The sequence below is a fragment of the Pseudomonas sp. Marseille-Q8238 genome (assembly GCF_965111915.1).
On sequence record NZ_CBCOPI010000001.1, the window covers coordinates 4,183,435 to 4,204,164 of the forward strand.

Below are 20,730 nucleotides of genomic sequence, written 5' to 3' on the forward strand. Positions count from 1 at the left end.
TACGAAACGCCGTACACAACCTGGAGCCTGCTCACGCGCTGGAGAACATGAACAGGCTTCGGGACGCTCAGCTGCGGAACAGCCAGGGCTCACTGAGCCGGCGGCGTTCCTCGTACGCACTGATCTGCGGCCCGTAGTGCAGGCTCTCGCCCACCTCATCGAGGCCGTTGAGCAGGCGCTGGCGGCGCCCTTCATCGAGTTCGAAACACCATACCCCGCCCCCTACCGAAAGCAAGCGCCGCTCGACGTCTACCTCGGCCTGCAGCCCAGGCTGCGCCTCGGCCTGGACGAACAGCTCATCCACCACCCCCTGCTCCAGCACCAGCGGCAGCACGCCGTTGTTGAAACAGTTGTTGCGGAAGATATCGCCGAAACTGGGCGCGATGACCACGCGCACGCCGAAATCGCGCAACGCCCAGACCGCGTGCTCACGGCTGGAACCGCAGCCGAAGTTGGCCTGCGCCAGCACCACGCTGCCCTGGCGATAGGGCGACTGATTGAGGATGAAATCCGGGTTCTCGCGGCGCTTGTCCAGCGGCGTGTCGATTTCCCCCGGGTCGAGGTAGCGCTCGTCGTCGAACAGGAAGCCCCCGAACCCCGAGGCTTCGAGGCTCTTGAGGTACTGCTTGGGCAGCAGCATGTCGGTGTCGATGTTGGCCCGGTTCAGCGGAATGATGATGCCCTGGTGAGTGATCAGCGGCTGCATGCTCATAGATTCCTGAAGTCGGTCAGTTCACCCGCCACGGCAGCGGCGGCGGCCATGGTCGGCGACATGAGATGCGTACGCCCGCCCTTGCCCTGGCGACCTTCGAAGTTGCGGTTGGAGGTCGCCGCGCAGCGCTCGCCGGGGCTCAGCCGGTCGGCGTTCATGCCCAGGCACATCGAGCAGCCCGGTGAGCGCCACTCGAAGCCGGCCGCCTTGAAGATGCGGTCCAGCCCTTCGCGTTCGGCCTGCAAACGCACCAGGCCGGAGCCCGGCACCACCAGTGCCTGGCGAATACGCTCATGCACGCGGCGGCCGCGCAGCACTTCGGCCGCCGCACGCAGGTCTTCGATACGGCCGTTGGTGCAGGAGCCGATGAAGATGCGGTCCAGCGCCACGCCAGCCAGCGGCTGGCCCGGTTGCAGGTCCATGTAGGCCAGTGCACGCTCCCAGTCCAGGCGCTGCAGGGCATCGCGCGCCCTGTCCAGGGTCGGGATCCGGCCGTTGATCGGCATGACCATTTCCGGCGACGTGCCCCAGGTTACCTGCGGGAGGATGTCATCGGCCTGGATCAGCAGTTCCTGGTCGAACTGCGCGTCGCTGTCCGAATGCAGGGTCTCGCGCCAGTAGGCGACCGCCGCCTCCCAATGTTCCGGCGTCGGTGCCAGCGGGCGGCCACGCACGTACTGCTCGGTGACCTGGTCATAGGCGATCAGGCCGACGCGCGCGCCCGCCTCGATGCTCATGTTGCACAGGGTCATGCGCGCTTCCATCGACATCGACTCGATGGCCGGGCCGCAGAACTCGATGGCATGCCCGCTGCCTCCGGCGCTGCCGATCAGGCCGATGATGTACAGGGCCAGGTCCTTGGCGGTGACGCCGAGCGCCAGTTGCCCTTCGACACGGATGCGGTAGTTCTTCAGCTTGCGGCTGCGCAGCGTCTGGGTCGCCAGCACATGCTCGACCTCGCTGCTGCCGATGCCATGGGCCAGCGCCGCCAGCGCGCCATGGGTGGCGGTGTGCGAGTCGCCGCAGACCAGGGTCATGCCTGGCAGGGTCAGGCCCTGCTCGGGACCGACCACATGGACGATGCCCTGGCGCATATCGTTGAGCGCGAACAGCGGGATGCCGAACTCGCGGCTGTTGCTTTCCAGCACGGCGATCTGCTGCCGGGCGATACGGTCGCTGATACCGCCCAGGCCCTGTTCGCGGCTCATGGTCGGCACGTTGTGATCAGGCGTGGCCAGGCTGGTGTCCACGCGCCAGGGTTTCCTCTGGGTCAGGCGCAAGTTGGAGAAGGCCTGCGGCGACGTGACTTCGTGCAGCAGGTGGCGGTCGATATAGAGCAGTGTGGAGCCATCGGGCAGATCCTCGACCCGGTGACGATCCCAGAGCTTGTCGTAGAGCGTTTGTGCTCTCACGGTGATTACCTCGGCAATTGAATTGCTGTTCTTGTTCTGTCAGACCCTGTTCATGACCTCGCGAGCTAGAGCCAAACGGTGGCGACAATGGCTGAGAAGTGGACTGGGCCCGCACTCGGGTTTACGAGTGGCAAGCGAGTATTCCGAAGCCGTTTTCAACACCGTTTAGCCGACGCGCAGCAGGTCGTGGGCAGGTTCTCAGCGCCTGACGGGTGTCCAGGGCACCCAGCGATACAACTCGTTGCCACCGGGATCAGCGATCCGGTAGCCGCAATAACTGTCCAGCCGGCCACCGGCCTTCGGCTGCACGATGCAGAACGGCCGCCGGCAGGTGGCCTCATCCTGTCCGGCATCGTTCAGCGCCTGGCGTGCCTGCGCCAACGCCTGGTCGAGGGAGGCCGTCTGTTGTCCATCGAGCTTCGCCACGTTGGCCTGGAAATGACCGACCCAGGCCTCGACGAACACTTCACACAGCGCGCCGCCAGCCACACCCGCCGCTGGCGACGGACCGTGGCTCGGCGCCGGCGCCGAGCACCCGGCGACAGCGACCAGCGCCAGCGCGCTAGCCCAGCAGCGCAAGGCAATCCTCCAGGTCGCGTACGTCGGCGTACTTGATCTGCAGGTCGCGCAGGTTGGCCCGGTGCGCTTCCGCATCGCGGTCACCCACCGCCTGCTCGGGCAGCAGCACACGGAATTCGTGCTGCAAGGCATCCAGTGCGGTCGCCCGCACACAGCCGCTGGTGGTGAGGCCGGTGACCATCACGCCATCGGCCCCAGCATCGCGCAGGCGCTGGGCCAGGTCGGTGCCGAAGAAGGCGCTGGCCCAGAACTTGACCAGCACCGGCTCGCCTTCCTGCGGAGCCAGGCGCGGGTCGATTTCGACCAGCTCCGAGCCCGCCGCCAGCACATTCAGCGCCGGGATCTTTTCGCGGAAGACGTGTGCCTGCGCCGCGTCGTCATAGGCCACCGTGGTGAAGAACACCGGCCAGCCGCGACGACGGAACGCCTCCAGCAACTTGCGGTTGGCCTCGATTACCGCCGGGCATTCACTGGCCAGCGGGCTTTTCGTCGGATCGGTGAAACCGACCGAGAGGTCCACCAGCACCAGCGCATAGCGCTGGGCCGGGGACAGGGAGCGAGAATCCAGAGCCATGGCGATTCCTCAGGTCCAGGATGGGGTGGTCGGTGCCGGCAGGCCGGTTTCGGCCAGGCACCGCGCCTTGAGCTCGTCCAGGGTGCCGCCACGGTCGAATAGCTGGATCTCGCCGCGCTCGGCCGCCATGACCTCACGCAGGGCACGGGTCGCCACGTCGTCCACGACGCCATCGGTGATCACCACGCCGTAGCGACGAGCGCCTTCGGCACTGACCAGGCCCTTGCGGATGTCGGTGAGGATCTTCGCCGGATCGCGCTGCAGCGGGTCGCCCCAGCCACCGCCACCCCAGGTGTCGAACAGCACCAGGTCGCCCGCCTTGACCTGAATGTTGTCGCACTTGGCCGGCAGCATCTGCCGGGTGCCATCGGCACGGATCAGTTCCTTGCGGCTGCGCTCGCCTGGCGCGCCACCGTTGACGCCCCAGGGGTAGGTCAGCCAGCGGTCGTCGTGGATCGATACTTCGCCGTCGACCAGCAAGCGGTACGCCACGCGCAGGCCGTTGCCGCCACGGTGCAGGCCCGCGCCGCCGGAGTCGGTGAGGGTCTCGTAGGTTTCGATGCGCAGCGGGAAGTACGCCTCGACGAACTCGTTGGGCACGTTGGTGAAGCCCGGCCACAGCGAGTGACCATCCGGCCCGTCGCCCACCGGGCGTCCCGGAATGCCACCGAAGCCGATCTGGAACAGCTGGAACCACTCGCCCTGCTGGTCGTAACCCGAGTACATGAAGTGCGGCGAGTCGGAGAAGCCGGCGGCGTTCATCGCCTGCGGCGTGCCCTGGCCGAGCAGCCCGCCCATCATGTCGAAGATGCGGCCCAGCAGGTGGGTGCGGCAGGACAGTGCGGCCGGGAAGTTCGGCTTGAGGATCGAGCCCTGCGGAATACGCACTTCGACCAGGTCGTAGAAGCCGTCGTTGAGCAGGATCGCCGGGTCGAACAGGCTGATGGTCAACGCGCCGAAGAAGATCTTGAACATCTCTTCGTTGACGTAGAAGTTGACCGATGAAGGCGCCTGCGGGTCGGTGCCTTCGAAGTCGAAGATCGCCTTGTCGCCTTCGCGCCACAGGGCGCAACGCAGGGTGTACGGGCCGAGACCGGCGCCGTCGTCGCAGATGTAGTCCTCGAACTCCTGGCGGTGCTCGGGCACCACGCGGCCGATGACTTCCTTCATCGCCCGGTGAGTACGTTCGAGCATTTCCTGCTGGGCGCTGTAGAACACGTCGTCACCGAAGCGCTCGGCCAGTTCCACGCAGCGCTTGCTGGCGGTACGGCAGGCGGCGACGATGGCGTTCAGGTCAGAACGGTTCCAACGCGGCATGCGCACGTTGTGCAGGATCACATCGAGCATGTCGCTGTTCATCTCGCCACGGCGGTACAGCTTCACCGGCGGGATGCGAATGCCTTCTTCCCAGATCGAGCTGGCGTTGGTCGGCAGGCTGCCTGGCACCTTGCCGCCCACGTCGGACATGTGGCCGAACATCGCGGCGTAGTTGATCACCCGGCCGTCCTTGAAGATCGGCATCAGCACCAGCCAGTCCGGCAGATGGCTGACCGCGCCGCCGCACAGGTACGGGTCGTTGGTGAGGAATACGTCGCCCTCTTCGATATCGCCTTCGTAGTTCTTCAGGAAGCCGGTGATGAACGAGCCGAACTGGCCGACGATCATCTTGCCTTCGCTGGTGGCGATCATCGGGAAGGCGTCGCCCTGCTCGCGGATGCCCGGACTCATGGCGGTACGAAAGAGCACCGCGTCCATCTCGTTACGGGCGTTGCCCAGGGCGTTCTCGACGATGTCGATGGTGATGCCGTCGACGTCGACGCGCTGGAACGGATTGCTGTTTTCTTGTTTGATGCGCGCAACCATGACGCTTACTCCTGATGGCCCAGCGGGCGGATCAACAGATTGCCGACGCGGTCCACGGCCGCTTCGTAACCCGGAAGGACGAGGGTGGTGGAGTCCATTTCCATGACGATGGCCGGACCCGGCACGACCAGGCCCGGGCTCAGCTTGCCGCGCGCATAGAGCGCCGCGCTGTAGTCCTGGCCGGCGTAATGCACCGGGGTCTCGCCGACCTGCGCTTGCGCAAGGCTGTTGCCGGCACCTTCGAAGGCACGCTCGGTGATGTCCGGGCGCGGGGCACGGGCGATGGCCCGCAGGTTGACCAGTTCGTGGGCTTCGCTGAGGGCGAAGGTGAACAGCTGCTCGTGCTCGGCATCGAAGGCGGCGGTGATGGCCTGCATGCCTTCACTGGCCAGCTTGTCCGGGTCGATATCCAGGGTCAGCAACAGGGCCTGGCCCTGGTAACGCACGTCTGCCTGCCAGGTCAGTTGCTGCACCTCGGCCGGAATGCTCTGCGAGGCCAGCGAGCTGCGCACGCTGTCACCGAGCTGCTGGAGAATCTGCGCGACCTCTTCGACGCTCATGTCGCTGACGCGGCGCACCAGCGAGCGCGAGGCCTCGTCCTTGACGCGCGTGGTGGCGTCGCCGTAGGCGCAGAGCACGCCCGGACCCGGCGGAATGATCACCGGCCAGGCGTTCATCAGGATACCCAGGGCGTTGGCGTGCAACGGACCGGCCCCCCCGAAACCGCACAGGGCGAAGTCGCGCGGGTCATAGCCCTGCTCGACGCTGATCAGGCGCAGTGCACCGAACATGTGTTCGTTGGCGATGCGCACGATGCCTTCGGCGGCCTCGAACAGCGACACACCCATGGCGTCGGCGATGGCCTGCACGGCCGTGGTCGCCAGGTCCTTGCGCACCTGGAAGTCACCACCGAGTTTCTGTTCGGCCGGCAGGTAGCCGAGCACCACGTTGGCGTCGGTCACGGTGGCGACGGTGCCACCCTTGTTGTAGGCCGCCGGGCCAGGGACCGCACCGGCGCTTTCCGGGCCGACCCGCAGGGCCTTGGTCAGCTCGGGTACCGAGGCCATGGAACCGCCGCCGGCACCGATGGTGCGTACGTCGACCGACGGCGCGCGGACTGCCACGTCACCGACGCGGGTTTCGCGACGGATGCGCGCCTGGTTGTTGTCGATCAGCGCCACGTCGGTGGAGGTGCCGCCAACGTCGAAAGTCAGGACTTTGCTGTAGCCACCGCGCGAGCAGAACCAGATCGCCCCGGCCACACCGCCGGCAGGGCCGGAGAGCAGCAGGTTGACCGGCGTGCTGGCTGCCGACTGGCTGGTGGCCAAGCCACCGTCGGAGCGCAGGATGGACAGTTGCACATCCGGGTGCAGGCGGCTGCACAGCTCGCCCTGCAGGTGTTCCAGGTAGTTGGCCACTTCCGGGCGCACATAGCTGTTGACCACGGTGGTCTCGGTGCGCTCGTACTCTTGCATCTCCGGGACCACTTCCGAGGACAGCGACACCGGTACACCCGGCATCACTTCACGGGCGATCTCGTGGATGGCCTGCTCGTGTGCGCCACTGGCATAGGCATTGATCAGGCTGATGGTCAGCGCTTCGATGCCGGCATTCTTGAGCGTGAGCAGTTCGCTACGGATCGCCTCGCGATCCAGCTCGCGCACCACGGCGCCATTAGTGTCGATGCGCTCGTCAGCTTCGACGGTCAGCTCCAGCGGGGCAAGCAGCTCGCCCTTGTTGAAGGTCACCCAGCCGCCCAGGCCACCCGGCACGAAGGAGCGGGCGATGTGCAGCACCTGCTTGTAGCCCTTGGTGGTCACCAGGCCGACCTTGGCGCCGCGACGGGTCAGGATGGCGTTGGTGGCCACCGTGGTGCCGTGCATCACGGAGCGGATCTCGGACGGTTCGACGCCCGAGGTCTGACAAATCTTCTCGATGCCGTTGAGCACGGCGATGGAGGGGTTGTGCGGCGTGGAAGGCACCTTGGCGGTATAGCTGTCGCCCGTCACGTCGTTGATCAGGAGCAGGTCGGTAAAGGTTCCGCCTACATCAGCACCCAAACGAAAACTCATGTTGCCTCCAAGCACTTTCTTGGCTTTGTTGTGCATCTTGGACCGGGGTGCAACGGCACCCCGGCTGATTCGGCTTATCAGGTCTTGTGAGAACTATTGCGCTCGGTTATGACGCTCTCACACGTCCTGTTAACGCGCGGCTTTTTCGAGTTCGCGCAGGTTGACGTCGTCCGCTGTGACACCCGGAGTGTTCAGGCGCGGGCCGCCCAGTACGAATACCGTGCCGTGACGGCGCTGGTAGTCGATGGTGAAGCCCGCAGCGGAGATAATCCCCACATCACCATCCTCGGTCTTGATGGTTTTCAGGTGATAGTTCATCCATTTCCAGAACTGCCCTTTGCGATCATAGGCCTCGGCCTGATAGAAGCGAGGGAACTGGGTATCCATGTACATGACTTTCTTGCTGTACGGGTGCTCCGGCGGCGTCGTGGCTTCCACGACCCAGACTTCACGCGGCTCCCACTCGGCCTTGGGGTTCCAGTGCGGAGCGTTGTCCAGGTCGATGACCGGGAACTCGGCATTGCCACTGGCCTTCTGGTTCCAGGTTTCGCCGGTGGAATTGGCCACGGCGAGAATCCAGCGTTTGCCCAGCAGTTTGTAGTCCGGGTACCAGCTGGGGTGGGCGTTGAAGATCTCGATGTCATCGCTGAGCTGGTCGGTGCCACCGATCGGGTCCATCCAGGTGCCGCCGGACAGGCGACGGGTACGCCGTACCGACTTCACGTAGGCCCAGGAGTCCTCGAGCTTCGGTGAGTCGTAACGCACGGTGAACAGGCCCAGACCGCGGATGTCGTTGGGGTATGTCGCGTACAGCAGGGTCTTGGTCAGGATGCTGCCATCGCCCTCGACGGTTTGCGCAGCCCCCAGGCGGCCCTTCATGTAGTAGCGCTTGAACGCCCACTCCTGGCGACGTTCCAGGCCGACCTTGTCGTTGAGGAACAGGTAGCCGAACTTCGGATAGTCCTGCAGGTTCTTGGTCGGCTGCGCGTAGTGGTGGTTCCAGATCAGCTTGGCCGCTGCATCCGGGTCATCCTGGCTGACGTTGGGGAACGGAATGCCGGCGACCCAGCCATCGACCTGACGGGTATCGCGGTTGTACACCGCCTTGCCTTCGTTGGCCTTGGTGGCCGCCATGTAGTCCTTGCCCAGGGTGATCGGCTCGGACGTCTTGAGGGTGATGGCCAGGCCTTCATCCTTGATCAGGATCTGCATGCGTTCGGTCAGCAGGTCGCCGATGGCGTGGCCTTCGAACGTATCGCCCATGTGCTGCGCGAGGCTTTTCGCATCGATTCGCGTGCCGGGGGTCAGCTCGGCAGCCTGGGCCGCCAGCGTGACCGAGAAGGTCAACGCCAGGGAAGCGACGAGGTGATTCTTGAGGAATGTCATTGTTGTTATCTCCTGCATCAGAACTGGTAGGTCACACGGACAGCCAGTTGGTCGTTGCCATCGAAATAGCCGAAGAGGTTGGTGTTGTTGAAGCCTTGCAGCGCGCGTTTCTGCCGCTCGTCGTTGAAGAACAGATCCGCCTCGACACGTACCCGCCAGTTGTTGCCATAGGCGAACTCGACACTCGGCACGATGAAGCTGCCGCCGTAGGTCAGGTCGGTACCGACTGCCAGGGTCGGGTTGATCCGGTCGTTGTCGTAGTTGGTCGCCAGGATGGCGGTGGCGATGGTCGAGAACTCCTTGCCACGGCCACTGAAGCCGGCGGTGTTGACCACTTCGTCGTCACGGTCGTAGTTGGTGATCCAGGTGTTGAACAACTGCACCGAGAAGAACGACGGACGGCTGGTGCCAAGGTAGTTCTGCAGGCCGAGCTGCTTGTCCATGCGCACCATGGTTTTCACCACGTCCTTCTCGATGATTCCGCAAAAGCCCGGGAAGAAGGAGCAACCGCCGCTCTCGCCTGCCTGCACGCCGATGTTGTACGGCGCGTTGGGGATGTAGGAGATCTCGGTGGAGAACACCGCATCCAGCGACTCGAGGTAACGGTTGGCGGTCACGCCGAACACGTCGATGAACGGGAAGATCAGTTCGCCCACGGTGGAGCCCGGATCGGAACGGTAGTCGCCCTTGTACGGGCCGACATAGGTCCGCCCGCTCGCCGCGTTACCCACGCCCAGCGGGTTGTTCGGGTTGGAGTTGATCACCGGGTTCTGCGAGGGGCCGTGGAACCAGCCCAGCGAGTATTCCCAGTCGCCGGCCATGCCCTTCCAGCGCACGCCATAGGACGGATCGTCCATGTCGGCGGCCTTGTGGTTGTAGTTGTACGGCACGTCCGCACCGAAGGTCGCCGACTCGAAGGTGATGCCCTTGTTCGGGTTGTTCGCCCAGCGTCCGCCTTCCAGGTCGTAGCTGTTGCCACGGTCCTTGGCGCGGTTCATGCGGCCGGGGATGTAGAGCATCTGCAGGGTGCCGTCGACGCTGTCGAAGCGCTCCATCAGGTTGACCATCCACAGCGGCTTGCGCACGTCCTCGTTTTCCGGCTCGAGGAACGAACGAATACGCATGTCGTAGCCGTGGATCACGTCCAGGGACTGGAAGAAGTCGGTCTCGCCCCACACCACCTGTTGCTTGCCGAGCTTCAGGGTGGTGGTTGGGGTTACCCCGGTCTGCCACCACAACTCGCGAATTTCTTCGCTGTTGTAGACGTCGTCCATCAGGTTGACCGAGGACTTGGTGCGGTTGCTGAACAGGTCGGACGCGGCGTTGCCGTCCATCGCCTTCTGCAGGTCCTTCAGGTAGTTGGTCTCGACCTCACGGGCCACGCGCCCGGAGATGTTGAACTGCGAGTTGCCGAAGTCCTTGAACAGGTTGAGCTTGAGGGTGGTGCGCGCCATCGACAGGTCGTAGCGATAGTTGCCCTTGCGCTTGGCACCGACCAGCCCGTTCGGGTCATCGGTGTCCATCAGGTAAGGGTTCTCCAGGTTCCAGGACATATGCTGGCGCAGGTAGCCGCTGACTTCCCAGTCGGAGAGAAACCCTTCCTCCGCCTGGACGCCAGCCTGCACTCCCAGACCCGCCAGCAGGACTGCGCAGGCGAGTGGAGTTTTGCCAGACCACACTTTCGTATTGTTGTTTTGTGCGCTCATTTTTAGTTCCTGATGTGTTCAGGTTGGTGGATACGCCCGCAGATCGGGACGTCTTTCGTCTGGCCGTGTTCAAAGATGAATTTCGGTTTGAACACCAGCGCAAGCGAAGGCATGACGAAGAGTGAGGTGAGTGCAGAAACCATCAGCCAGAGGCCGATCAGCATGCCCATCTCCGCCTGGAAACGAAGGGAAGAGAACGACCAGAACAGCACCCCGGCCGCCAGGGTGAAGGCCGTCAGCAGCACGCCACGGCCCGCCGAGCCGAGCGACTGCAGCACCGCGTCGAGCGGGTCGGCGTCGGGGTGCTTCTCCAGGTATTCCTTCATCGAATCGACGATGTAGAAGGCGTAGTCCACGCCCAGCCCGATACCCAAGGCCACCACCGGCAAGGTGCTGATGCTCATGCCGATGTCCTGCCAGGCCATGAAGGCGAAGGTCACCACGTTGGAGATCAGCACCGGGATGATGAAGAAGATCCCGCTGACCGAAGAGCGGTAGACGATCAGGCAGCACAGCACCACCACCAGGAAGGCCAGCGCGGTCGCTTCGATCTGGTCGCCGAGAAGGATCTCGTTGACCGCCGCGATGATGCCCAGCACGCCGCCCACCAGCTTCACGTCCGCCCCTTCGAGTGGGTTGTCGCGGATGAACTCGTTGGCGTAGTGGGTCGCCTTGCGCAGGGTGTCGCCCTTGTGATCGCGGAAGAACAGGGTCACGGCGGCATTGCGGAACTGCACGTCGGAGAACTGGGTCAGGTCATCCGGGTCGGCGCCCTGCATGTAGAAGCTGATCAGCTCGCCGTTTTCCATGCGGCTGGAGCCCAGTTCGCCGTAGCGCGGGTTGCCTTCATAGAGGTTGCGGCGGATGTCGATGACGATGTCGGCCAGCGAGACGGTGCCGCCGATTTCCGGCTGGCGCTCCATGTAGCGCGAGAAGCGCAGCATCCAGTCGAGCACCTCGGGCGTCTTCATCGCGTCCAGCTCTTTGCCTTCGAGCACCACGAACATCTGCTCGGAGCCGGGATAGAGACGGTTGATCAGCGCGCTGTCGCGGTTGAAGGACGAGTCCTGCCAGAGGATCGGCGAACCGTCGCTGGCATCGCCGACGTTGATCTTGGTGGCCTCGAACATGAAGCCGCACAGCAGCACCAGGGTCACCGGGGCCACCCAGTAGCGCGCCCGGCTGCGCACCATCCACTTCGCCCCGTTGAGAACGAACTGCATGAAGCCGTCAAGGTTGACCGGGTGCACGTAGCCTTCCGGGCGCTTGACGTAGGACAGCAGCGCCGGCGTCAGCAGCACCGCCGACACGGCAATGGTCATCACCCAGATCGCACCGATGATCGCTACTTTGTGCATCAGCGGAATCGGCGTGAGGATCACGCAGAGGATCGCCCCGGCGTCGGCGTACAGCCCCAGCATGCTCGGGCGGAACAGCTCGCGCATGGTCTGCTCGGCAGCCTTCTTCGGCTCGATGGACTCGCCCACCGCCAGGTCATCGAAGCGGGTGATCAGCTGCACCGAGTGGGAGAACGCCCGCGCCGTGATGATGAAGGCCACCACGATCACCAGCGGATCGAAGTTGTAGCCCAGCAGGCTGCCGACACCCAGCGCCCAGATGGCCGAGACGATACCGGCAATCAACGGCAGCAGGGTGCCGCGCCAGGTCCGGCTGAACACGAACAGCAGCACCAGCATGGCAGCCAGCGACAGCAGCGCGATGCTCACGGTCTCGCCCAGGTAATGCGAGACCCAGCCGTACAGGATCGGCTCGCCGACCAGGTGCAGGCTCACCGCGTCCTTCACCGGCGAGGCGTCGAGGATGGCCTCGATCTGCGGGAAGATCTTCGAGTAGTCCACCAGGTGGTCGTAGAAGTCGACCTGAATCAGCGCCGAGCCCAGGTCACGGTCGACATACAGGCCGTAGACCAGCGGGTTGTTCAGCACCGCCTGACGCAGCTCGCGCATCTGCTGCGCATCCTTGGGCAGGTCAGGCCACATCAGCGGACGGGTTTCGATGCCCTCGCTGGAGGCGTTGACGCGCTTGAGCTTCTTCGACGCCAGCGAGGTGATCTGCATCGGGTTGACGCCATCGACCTGCTGCAGGTCGTAGGTAATCCGACGCACTTCACCGAGCACATCCTCACGGAAGATGTCGCCTTCTTTGGCCTTGACCAGAATGGTCACGCGGTTGCTCGCGGCAAAACTGTCCTGATACTTCTGGTGCACCTTCACATAGGGATGGTCGTGGGGAACCATGTCGCTGAAGCGGGTGCGGATATCCAGGTGAACCAGGCTGATGGCGAAGCCCAGGGTGATCACCCCGACCACCACGCACACCAGCAGGCGATGACGGATCGCCCACAGCGAAAGGCGCGCGACAAAACTCATTGCGGCATTCATTGTTGTTGCTCCCGAGGCCAGAGTTGCAGGTCGTCCTGGCGCAGCAAGCCGAGTTGATGGCCGATCAGCACCACACCATCAGCGGTGTCGAGCAGACGGCTGTGATAGCTCTTGTCGAGCCCGTCCGGTGTCCAGGCCTGCCAGGTTCCGGAAGGGGTCTGGGTACGGAACAGCGCACCGCGGTCGCCGGTGGTCAGCCACTCGCCACGGTGCACGGCCACGTCGAACAGGTGCTCACGGGTGAAGGGCTTCACGGCTTGCCAGCTGTCGCCGCCATCCGTGCTGAGGAAGGTCTGGCCCTGGTTGCCCACGGCAAGCCCGGTGTGCCCTGCGAAGACCAGCGAGCGCAGGCTTTCGCTACCCAGTTCCTGGGTGGTCCAGGTCACCCCGTTATCGCGGCTGCGCAGCAGGCGGCCGAATTCGGCGGTGATCCACAGATCGCCCTCGACGCCAGCACGGATGCTGTTGAAGGTGACGTCATCACCGGTGCCCATCGGCTCCCAGTGCGCAGCATCGGCATCACCGCGGAACAGAGCGCCCATCTCACCGACGGTCCAGAAATGGCCGTTGATGAAACTGACGCTCAGGAGCTTCCCCGCCAGGTCGGAGACCAGCAGGTCCTGGCTCTGCCAGGGCTCGGCACCCAGGCGCGTCCACAGACGGCCCTGGTTGCCCACCACGACTTGCCGGCCCTGATCGGAAACGGCGATGGACTGCAGGTTGCCGCGTGCTGGCAGCTCTTCCCGCACCCAGTTGGCGCCGGCATCCAGGCTCGACAGCAGGGCGCCGTTCTGCCCGACGATCCACACGCGCTCGCCCAGCACCGCGCCATCGAAGAAGGCATCACGGCGTTCGAGCAAGGGCTGGTCCAGTGGCACCGGATTGACCGAGGGTTTGATGAACACGGCGGCGTAAGCCAGGCTGCCGATGACCATCCAGGGCGCCAGACGGGCGACCCAGCTAAGCAGACGATTAAGCATGGTTCACCCCCTGGCGCTTGCTGGCCTGACGGTCGAGCCAACGGAACGAATGGCCGCCCAGCGGCGTGCCGGTCAGCGCTTGCACACGCTGCACCGCATCGACCAGCGCCAGCGGTTCGATACCGCTACGCAGGCCCATGGCATCGAGCATCAGCACCAGGTCTTCAGTAGCCAGGTTGCCGGTGGCGCCGGGCGAGAACGGGCAGCCGCCAAGGCCGCCGATGGAGCTGTCGAACTCACGCACGCCCCACTCCAGCGCGGCCAGTACGTTGGCCAGAGCCATGCCGCGGGTGTCATGGAAGTGACAGGACAACTGCCCGGCCATGCACGCCGAATCCAGTCGCTCCAGCACCTGGCGCACGGCACGTGGACTGGCCGCGCCGATGGTGTCGGCAATGATCACCTTGTCCGCGCCGGCTTCGAGCATGCGCTGGCTCAGGTACTCGACCACCGAGGGTGGGGTCAGGCCTTCGAACGGGCACTCGAACGCCACGGCGACATAGGCACGCGCCTGGATGCCGTCCTGACGGGCGCGCTGCATCAGCTCGCCGCACACATCGGTGGTCTGCTCGAGGCTCATGTTGATGTTGCGCTGGTTCATGGTTTCGGTGGCCGACAGCACCACCGCGACCGACTGCACACCAGCGGCGCGCGCCAGCTCGTAGCCACGCAGGTTCGGCACCAGCGCCGAGTAGGCGACTGACTCGGTCATCGGCAACAGACCGAACAGCTCACCGGTCCCGGCCATCTGCGGCACGGCCTTGGGCGAGACGAAACTGCCAACCTCGATGCTGCGAATACCGCTATCGAGCAGCGCGTCGATCATCAACAGACGCTCCTCGATGCTCAGGGTCTTGCCCTGGCTCTGCAGCCCGTCGCGCGGGCCGACTTCATTGACGGTGACGAAATCACTCATGCCTCACCCCACGATCCGCTGGTTCTTCAACTCGGCGATACGCTCCGGGCCATAGCCCAGTACGCGCTCGAGCACGGCTTCGGTGTGTTCGCCCAGCAGGGGCGGTGCGCTGTAGCTGTCTTCGTTGTCAGCAGAGAGCTTGATCGGGTTGCCCGGTGCTTCCACCGTGCCACCCTGCGGATGCGGGATATCCACCACCATCTTGCGATGACGCACCTGCGGGTCGGCCAGGGCTTCGCTGAAACGGTTGACCGGGGCACAGGGCACACGCACCGAAGACAGCTTCTCGACCCAGTGCGCGGTGTCGCGGGTGGCGAACAGGTCGTTGAGCACGCCGTCGATCAGCTTCTTGTCGGCCAGGCGAGCGGGCTGGGTCTTGTACTTGGGGTCTTTGAGGGCATCGATATCGAGCAGGCTGACCAGGTTGTCCCAGAAGCTGTCGAAGATCACCGCGACGATGATGAAACCGTCGGCGGTGCGGTAGGTGTTGTACGGCACATGCACGAAGTGGCCGTTGCCCAGCGGCTCGGGGTTCTCGCCACTGAGGAAATACATGGTGGCCATGTAGTTGAGCATGCTGATCTGGCAGTCGAGCATGCTGATGTCGACGTGCTGCCCATGGCCCTTGCTGTGCCGCGCCTGGATGGCGGCAAGCACGCCCATGACCGCGAACATGCCGCCGCCCAGGTCACCGATCGGGATACCGGCACGGGTTGGCGTCTCCGCGTTGTCGCCGGTGATCGACATGCCACCACCGATGCCCTGCACCACCTGGTCGAATGCCGGACGCAGGTAATTGGGGCCGTCCTGGCCGAAGCCGGAGACCGAGCAGGTGATGATGCGTGGGTTGATCAGTTTGAGATGGGGGTAGTCGATCTTGAGCTTCTGCGGAACGCCGGCGCTGAAGTTGTCCAGCACCACATCGGCTTCACGCACCAGGTCGTGGAACACGGCCAGGCCCTGTTCGCTCTTGAGGTCGATGCAGACGCTTTGCTTGTTGCGATTGAGGGTGAGGAAATAGGCCCCCATCCCTTTGAATGAATGCCGAGGGTCTTTGGCCAACAGGGCACGTGTGCCTTCGCCAGCCAGCGGCTCGACCTTGATTGTTTCCGCCCCGAGATCAGCAAGGATCATTCCGGCATAAGGGCCGGACAACATATGGGTCAGATCGAGGACACGAATCCCCTCTAGCGGTTTACTCATGATCGTTCTCTTGTACTTGTTAGAAATGCCCGCACAAGAGGGATAGCAAGGTGCTTGCCAAGTCCTTTGTTTAAATTTAAGCCATTGTTTTATAAGTAATTTTTCAGATATTTTCGATAAGGAAAAAATGCTGGCCGGGGAATTCCATTGCAACCTGAAATGGTTATTTCATTCTGCATGGATGGCCGTTGGTCGCTTGGGCGTGGGGAGTCAGGATGATGGAAGAATTCACAGCACTGCATTGAGTTCTGGGCTGCAGGTTTTCTCTGAACGTGTTCTGTGGATGGCGGGTTATTGGGGTGGTTTGCAGCGTCTGATTTCACCCTTCTGGCCGAGTCACTTTCTCGTTGCTGCGGATCGCCGCCCGAACCAGGAAAAAGTGGCTCGTCCGGCGGGGGCGGACAAAACCAAAAGCCTAAATCCCCTCGCTAATCAGCCGCGCCACAGACCACCAGCAACCACACACATCCCACCAGTGCGCACGCCCCTACACGTGGCGTAAAAACCCCAAAAAAAGCCGGCACACAAGGTGCCGGCGAAAGTCACACTAGGGAGCAGTGTTCAGAGAAAACGTTGTTGCTCGATCGGCCCGTCGAATTGCTCGATGGAACCCGGCTCGATGTAGCGCTTCCAGTTATCGAAGATCTCCCGCCCGGCAAGAAACCCCTCGAAAATCGCATGGTCGGTCTTGCGTGGCACCACGCAATCCCCCACCCGATGCACATTGTCCAGCTCGGCCTTCAGCGCGTGGTACAGCCCATCCACCGGCAAGTGCCGCACCGCCAGGACGATGCTGTCGAACCCCTCCAGGGTTTCCTCCTCGGCGCTGTACAGGTTGAACAGATCCACCGCCGAACCACGCACCTGGCTGACCCAGGCATTCAGCGTGTAGGTCAGCCCGCGGCTGAACAGGTTGGCGTACACCACCGGCTGGTCGAGGGTGGTGCCGAGGCGATGGAACAACGCGTTCCAGCGCGTCACCACATGCACCTCGTGACCGCTCTCCACCAGCAGCTCGGTGATGCCGGCGGAATAGCGGTTGCCCTCCTCGTCCAGCACCAGCACGCGTTTACCGACCCGCTCCGGGTGCGCCAGCACGTCGAGCGCAGTGAACACATGGTCGGCCTCCAGCCCCGGCACCTGATCGACCAGCGGGTTGATGTCGGAATAGCCGCTACGGTCCGGCAGCGAGCCGGTGGCGATGATCACGCCGTCCGGTTGCAGGGCCTTGATCGACTCGACGCTGGCCTCGCAATTCAGGCGTACCTGCACACCCGCCTTGGCCATGTGCACCTTGAGGTCCTCGGTGATCCAGGCGAACGAATCACGGCGTGGCAGGCGGACGATATGGTTGACCTGGCCACCCAGTTCGGCGCCCTTCTCCAGCAGCGTGACGCGGTGACCGCGCTTGGCCAGGCCCTCGGCCGCCTTCATCCCGCCGGGACCACCACCGACCACCACCCAATGCTTGGCGTCAGGCGCCAGCTCCAGGGTCTGCGGGCCGAACACCTCTTCACGCCCTGTGGCCGGGTTGATCTGGCAGGTCATCGAGGTGCCGTGGAACAGTCGCGAGACGCAGCCCTGGTTGCAGCGCAGGCAGTGGTAGATCTCGTCCTCGCGGCCCTCGGCGGTCTTGATGGCGAACTCCGGGTCGGCGATCTGCGCGCGGGTCATGGCCACCATGTCGGCGTCGCCACGGGCGAGGATCGCCTCGGCTTCGCCGGCACTGCCGATGCCTGACACGCAGAACACCGGAATGCTCACCGCGCGCTTGAGCCGCGCCACTGGATCGACCAGCCAGCCATTGGGCACGTCATAGGGCGGCATGATGTAGGTGGCCGACTGGTACACCCCGGCGGTGGCCATGATGTAGTCGATCTGGCCGGTGGCCTCGACGGTTTGCGCCACCTTGATCCAGTCGGCGATCTCCATGCCGCCGGGGACCATTTCGTCCATCGACAGGCGAATGCCGACCACGAAGTCCGGACCGACCTTGTCGCGTACCGCCTTGATCACTTCCAGCGGGAAGCGCATGCGGTTCTCGTAGCTGCCGCCGTATTCGTCAGTGCGCTTGTTGAACAGCGGCGAGATGAACTGGTGCAGCAGGTAGCTGTGCGCCAGGTGCACCTCGACGCCATCGAAGCCGGCCAGTCGCGAGTACTCCGCCGAGCGCACCCAGCCCTCGACGATCTCGTCCATGTCCGAGCGCTCCATGGCCTTGGCCATTTCGCCGAACACCGGTGACTTGATGTTGGACGACGACCAGAGCACCCGGTAGTCATCCATGGCGTGGGTCTCGCCCATCACACCGAAGTGGTTGAGCTGGGCGAAGATGTGCGCGCCAAAGCCATGCACGGCTTCGGTCAGCGCCGTGTCGCGCTCGACCATTTCTTCTCGGTAGCCATACGGGTAGCCACGGCAGAAGGTGTTGGAGGTCGGGTGGATCAGGCGGTTGCCGGTGACCATCAGGCCGATGCCACCCTTGGCCCGCGCGGCGTGGTAGTAGATGTCGCGATTGTTGGTCAGCCCGTCGGGCGAGTTGAAGGCCATGGCGTGGGCCGACTGCATGATGCGGTTGCGCAGGGTGATCCCGCGCAGGCGCAACGGTTGGAACAGATGCGGATAACGTTCGACAGTCATAACGGTTCTCCCACGGCTGGTGAAGGACTTCACCAGCCGGGTTCATGCGACGAAAAGGACGGGGAACGACTCAGTGCGCGGGCGCACCCATGGCGCTGCGCCAATCGGCGCCGAAGCCTTCCAGCTCCCCCTGCTCGATGAAGCGTTTCGGGTCGTCCAACAGCTCGCGCCCCGCCAGCATGCCTTCGTAGATGGTGTCCTGCAGCGGGCGCGGCAGGCGTGCATCACCGATGCAATGCAGGTTCTCCACCCGTCCTTGCAGCGCGTGGTACAGCGCATCGTGCGGGCTGTGGCCAGCGGCGATGATGAAGGTGTCGGCCTCCAGGCATTCGCCATCCAGGTCGGTGAACAGGTTGAGCAACTGCGCCTGCTTGCCGTCAATGCTGCGCACCCAGCTGTTGAGGGTGTAGGTCAGGCCCTTGCGGAACACATGCTGATAGTTCACCGGCAGGTCCAGGGTCAACGCCAGGTTCGGCGACAGCGAGATGAAGCGGCTGACCACGTGCACCTGATGACCACGGTCGAGCAGGTACTCCGCCGTGCCGAGCGCATAGCGGCCACCGTCCTCGTCGAACAGCACCACGCGCTTGCCGACGCGCGACGGGTCTTCAAGCACTTCGACCACGCTGAGCACGTTGTCCTGCTCGGTGCCCGGCACGCGATCCACGGCCGGGCGGGTCGAGGTAAATGCTGTTTTCAGCGGCGTCGAACCGGTCGCCAGGATCACGCCATCGGCGCCAAATGCCACCACTTCATCGGCACTCATCGCCGTATTCAGGCGAATCTCCACGCCAGCCTTGCGCAGTTGCCGTTCCAGGTCGCGGGGAATAAAACCGAACTTCTGTCGGCGCGGCAGGCGTGCGGCCAGGTTGAGCATGCCGCCGAGGCGGTCGCCCTTCTCCACCAGCGTGACCCGATGACCGCGCTCGCGCAGGGTCAGCGCCGCCTTCATGCCGGCCGGGCCACCGCCCACCACCAGCCAGTTGCCGGGTGTCTGCGCCGGTTGCACGGTGTGCAGGCCGAAGCGCTGCTCACGCCCGGCCGCCGGGTTGACCACGCAGGAAATCGCATTGCCGGCCATCAGCCTGGCAATGCACGCCTGGTTACAGCGGATGCAGTGGTTGATCTCGTCTTCGCGCCCTTCACGCAGCTTGTTGCAGAACTCGGGGTCGGCGATTTGCGTGCGGGTCATCGCCACCATATCGGTGGCCCCGCTGGCGATCAGAGCTTCGGCTTTGGCCGGATCGACAATGTGGCCGACGATGAATACCGGAATCTCGCTGACTTCACGCAGCGCGGCCCGTAGGCGCGCGCCGTCGTCCACCAGCCAGTTCTCCGGGTAGTCGCCCGGTGGGATCTGGTCGGCGTGGGCGGCATAGGTGCCCGCCGTGGCGCTGACGTAGTCGATCAGCCCGGTCTCGACCAGCTTGCGGGTCATCTGGATCGCCGTGTCGGCGTGCATGCCGTCGACGGTGCACTCATCCAGCGACACACGGATACCGACCACGAAATCCGGACCGACCGCCTCGCGTACCCGCTGCATCGTCTCGATGGGGAAGCGCACGATATTGTCCAGGCTACCGCCGTACTCGTCGGTGCGTTTGTTGTAGACGAAGGACAGGAACTGCTGGTGCAGATAGCCGTGGGAATAGTGCAGCTCAACGCCGTCGAAGCCGGCCGCCTTGGATTTCAGCGCCGTCTCGGCGAAGTAGTCGGACACCTCGTCCATCTCCGCCTTGGTCATCTCCTTGGCCCACTCGTTGTAGGCCGGCGATTTCATGGTCGACGGGCCCCAGAGCACGCGGTAATCGTCCAGCGCACCGCTGCGCCCCTGCGGGCCGAAGTGAATCAACTGGGCGATGATCCGGCCACCGAAGGCGTGCACCGCCTTCACCATCTCGGCATCGCGCTCGATCATCTCGTCGCGGTTGCCACGGGCCAGGGAGCGGTTGGGCCCGGTGGAGTTGGGGTGAACGTGGCGCGCGCCGGTGACTATCAGGCCGATGCCACCTTTGGCCCGTTCGGCCTGGTAGTGAATGTCACGGTCGTTGGTCAGCCCTTCGGCCGAGGCGAAGCCCTTGGCATGGGCGGTTTGCATCAGCCGGTTGCGAATGGTGATGTTGCCGATTTTCAGCGGAGTAAAAATCGAGGGATAGCGAAGCTCCCCCGGCGTCGTGGGCTGGGTCATTGTCCTCATCCTTTTGTTCTTGTTCTGGTGAGTTGCCCGCCCTCGTGGGGCGGGTCTCTAGCCTCTGTACAAGGTGGTGTACAGAGCCCCGGAGCGC

General features: G+C 64.0%; 14 protein-coding genes. All 14 read right to left on the minus strand.

Translation table 11 applies throughout. From position 1 onward, the window contains the following. Nucleotides 1–67 precede the first annotated feature (67 nt). The 14 genes from leuD to ACWPW0_RS19475 all read right to left on the minus strand — a co-directional run bounded on the left by leuD (nucleotide 68) and on the right by ACWPW0_RS19475 (nucleotide 20,633). A complete protein-coding gene (leuD, locus tag ACWPW0_RS19410) occupies nucleotides 68–706 on the minus strand; it encodes a 3-isopropylmalate dehydratase small subunit (RefSeq protein ID WP_447594195.1) in 639 nt (212 codons plus the stop codon). Between the two features lie 2 nt (nucleotides 707–708). Further along, nucleotides 709–2,124, minus strand: coding sequence for a 3-isopropylmalate dehydratase large subunit (leuC, locus tag ACWPW0_RS19415; RefSeq protein ID WP_454256233.1), 1,416 nt, complete (start codon nucleotides 2,122–2,124; stop codon nucleotides 709–711). A gap of 198 nt (nucleotides 2,125–2,322) precedes the next feature. Next, entirely contained in the window at nucleotides 2,323–2,703 is a 381-nt protein-coding gene (locus ACWPW0_RS19420; RefSeq protein ID WP_454256234.1) for a hypothetical protein, read from the minus strand. Continuing rightward, nucleotides 2,687–3,277 carry an isochorismatase family protein gene (locus ACWPW0_RS19425; protein WP_447594201.1) on the minus strand — a complete coding sequence of 197 codons (591 nt, stop codon included), beginning with the start codon at nucleotides 3,275–3,277 and terminating at the stop codon, nucleotides 2,687–2,689. The genes ACWPW0_RS19420 and ACWPW0_RS19425 overlap by 17 nt, the downstream gene beginning before the upstream one ends. A 9-nt stretch (nucleotides 3,278–3,286) precedes the next feature. Then, nucleotides 3,287–5,140 (minus strand): hydantoinase B/oxoprolinase family protein, encoded by a 1,854-nt coding sequence (locus ACWPW0_RS19430; protein WP_447594203.1) that lies wholly within the window; start codon nucleotides 5,138–5,140, stop codon nucleotides 3,287–3,289. Between the two features lie 5 nt (nucleotides 5,141–5,145). Beyond that, nucleotides 5,146–7,212 (minus strand): hydantoinase/oxoprolinase family protein, encoded by a 2,067-nt coding sequence (locus tag ACWPW0_RS19435; RefSeq protein WP_454256235.1) that lies wholly within the window; start codon nucleotides 7,210–7,212, stop codon nucleotides 5,146–5,148. Between the two features lie 129 nt (nucleotides 7,213–7,341). Then, entirely contained in the window at nucleotides 7,342–8,598 is a 1,257-nt protein-coding gene (locus tag ACWPW0_RS19440; protein WP_454256236.1) for a DUF1329 domain-containing protein, read from the minus strand. 17 nt (nucleotides 8,599–8,615) lie between these two features. Next, on the minus strand, nucleotides 8,616–10,304 hold the full coding sequence (locus ACWPW0_RS19445) for a DUF1302 family protein (RefSeq protein ID WP_447594208.1): 1,689 nt from the start codon (nucleotides 10,302–10,304) through the stop codon (nucleotides 8,616–8,618). Between the two features lie 2 nt (nucleotides 10,305–10,306). Next, nucleotides 10,307–12,706 (minus strand): efflux RND transporter permease subunit, encoded by a 2,400-nt coding sequence (locus tag ACWPW0_RS19450; RefSeq protein WP_454256237.1) that lies wholly within the window; start codon nucleotides 12,704–12,706, stop codon nucleotides 10,307–10,309. Then, complete coding sequence (locus tag ACWPW0_RS19455; RefSeq protein WP_454256238.1) at nucleotides 12,703–13,686, minus strand: glycosyl hydrolase; 984 nt, start codon at nucleotides 13,684–13,686, stop codon at nucleotides 12,703–12,705. The genes ACWPW0_RS19450 and ACWPW0_RS19455 overlap by 4 nt, the downstream gene beginning before the upstream one ends. After that, entirely contained in the window at nucleotides 13,679–14,602 is a 924-nt protein-coding gene (locus tag ACWPW0_RS19460) for a hydroxymethylglutaryl-CoA lyase (protein WP_454256239.1), read from the minus strand. The genes ACWPW0_RS19455 and ACWPW0_RS19460 overlap by 8 nt, the downstream gene beginning before the upstream one ends. Before the next feature lie 3 nt (nucleotides 14,603–14,605). Next, entirely contained in the window at nucleotides 14,606–15,805 is a 1,200-nt protein-coding gene (locus tag ACWPW0_RS19465; protein ID WP_447594215.1) for a CaiB/BaiF CoA transferase family protein, read from the minus strand. Nucleotides 15,806–16,366: 561 nt separating this feature from the next. Further along, on the minus strand, nucleotides 16,367–18,445 hold the full coding sequence (locus tag ACWPW0_RS19470; RefSeq protein ID WP_454256240.1) for an oxidoreductase: 2,079 nt from the start codon (nucleotides 18,443–18,445) through the stop codon (nucleotides 16,367–16,369). A gap of 70 nt (nucleotides 18,446–18,515) precedes the next feature. Next, nucleotides 18,516–20,633, minus strand: coding sequence for an oxidoreductase (locus tag ACWPW0_RS19475; protein WP_454256241.1), 2,118 nt, complete (start codon nucleotides 20,631–20,633; stop codon nucleotides 18,516–18,518). Nucleotides 20,634–20,730 lie beyond the last annotated feature (97 nt).

Bases quoted from the DNA above. Each gene is read 5' to 3' on its own strand.
- ACWPW0_RS19455 (WP_454256238.1), bottom strand. From the start codon at position 13,686: ATGCTTAATCGTCTGCTTAGCTGGGTCGCCCGTCTGGCGCCCTGGATG.
- ACWPW0_RS19445 (WP_447594208.1), bottom strand. From the start codon at position 10,304: ATGAGCGCACAAAACAACAATACGAAAGTGTGGTCTGGCAAAACTCCA.
- ACWPW0_RS19470 (WP_454256240.1), bottom strand. From the start codon at position 18,445: ATGACTGTCGAACGTTATCCGCATCTGTTCCAACCGTTGCGCCTGCGC.
- leuD (WP_447594195.1), bottom strand. From the start codon at position 706: ATGCAGCCGCTGATCACTCACCAGGGCATCATCATTCCGCTGAACCGG.
- ACWPW0_RS19465 (WP_447594215.1), bottom strand. From the start codon at position 15,805: ATGAGTAAACCGCTAGAGGGGATTCGTGTCCTCGATCTGACCCATATG.
- ACWPW0_RS19430 (WP_447594203.1), bottom strand. From the start codon at position 5,140: ATGGTTGCGCGCATCAAACAAGAAAACAGCAATCCGTTCCAGCGCGTC.
- ACWPW0_RS19450 (WP_454256237.1), bottom strand. From the start codon at position 12,706: ATGAATGCCGCAATGAGTTTTGTCGCGCGCCTTTCGCTGTGGGCGATC.
- ACWPW0_RS19460 (WP_454256239.1), bottom strand. From the start codon at position 14,602: ATGAGTGATTTCGTCACCGTCAATGAAGTCGGCCCGCGCGACGGGCTG.
- ACWPW0_RS19440 (WP_454256236.1), bottom strand. From the start codon at position 8,598: ATGACATTCCTCAAGAATCACCTCGTCGCTTCCCTGGCGTTGACCTTC.
- ACWPW0_RS19425 (WP_447594201.1), bottom strand. From the start codon at position 3,277: ATGGCTCTGGATTCTCGCTCCCTGTCCCCGGCCCAGCGCTATGCGCTG.
- ACWPW0_RS19475 (WP_454256241.1), bottom strand. From the start codon at position 20,633: ATGACCCAGCCCACGACGCCGGGGGAGCTTCGCTATCCCTCGATTTTT.
- ACWPW0_RS19435 (WP_454256235.1), bottom strand. From the start codon at position 7,212: ATGAGTTTTCGTTTGGGTGCTGATGTAGGCGGAACCTTTACCGACCTG.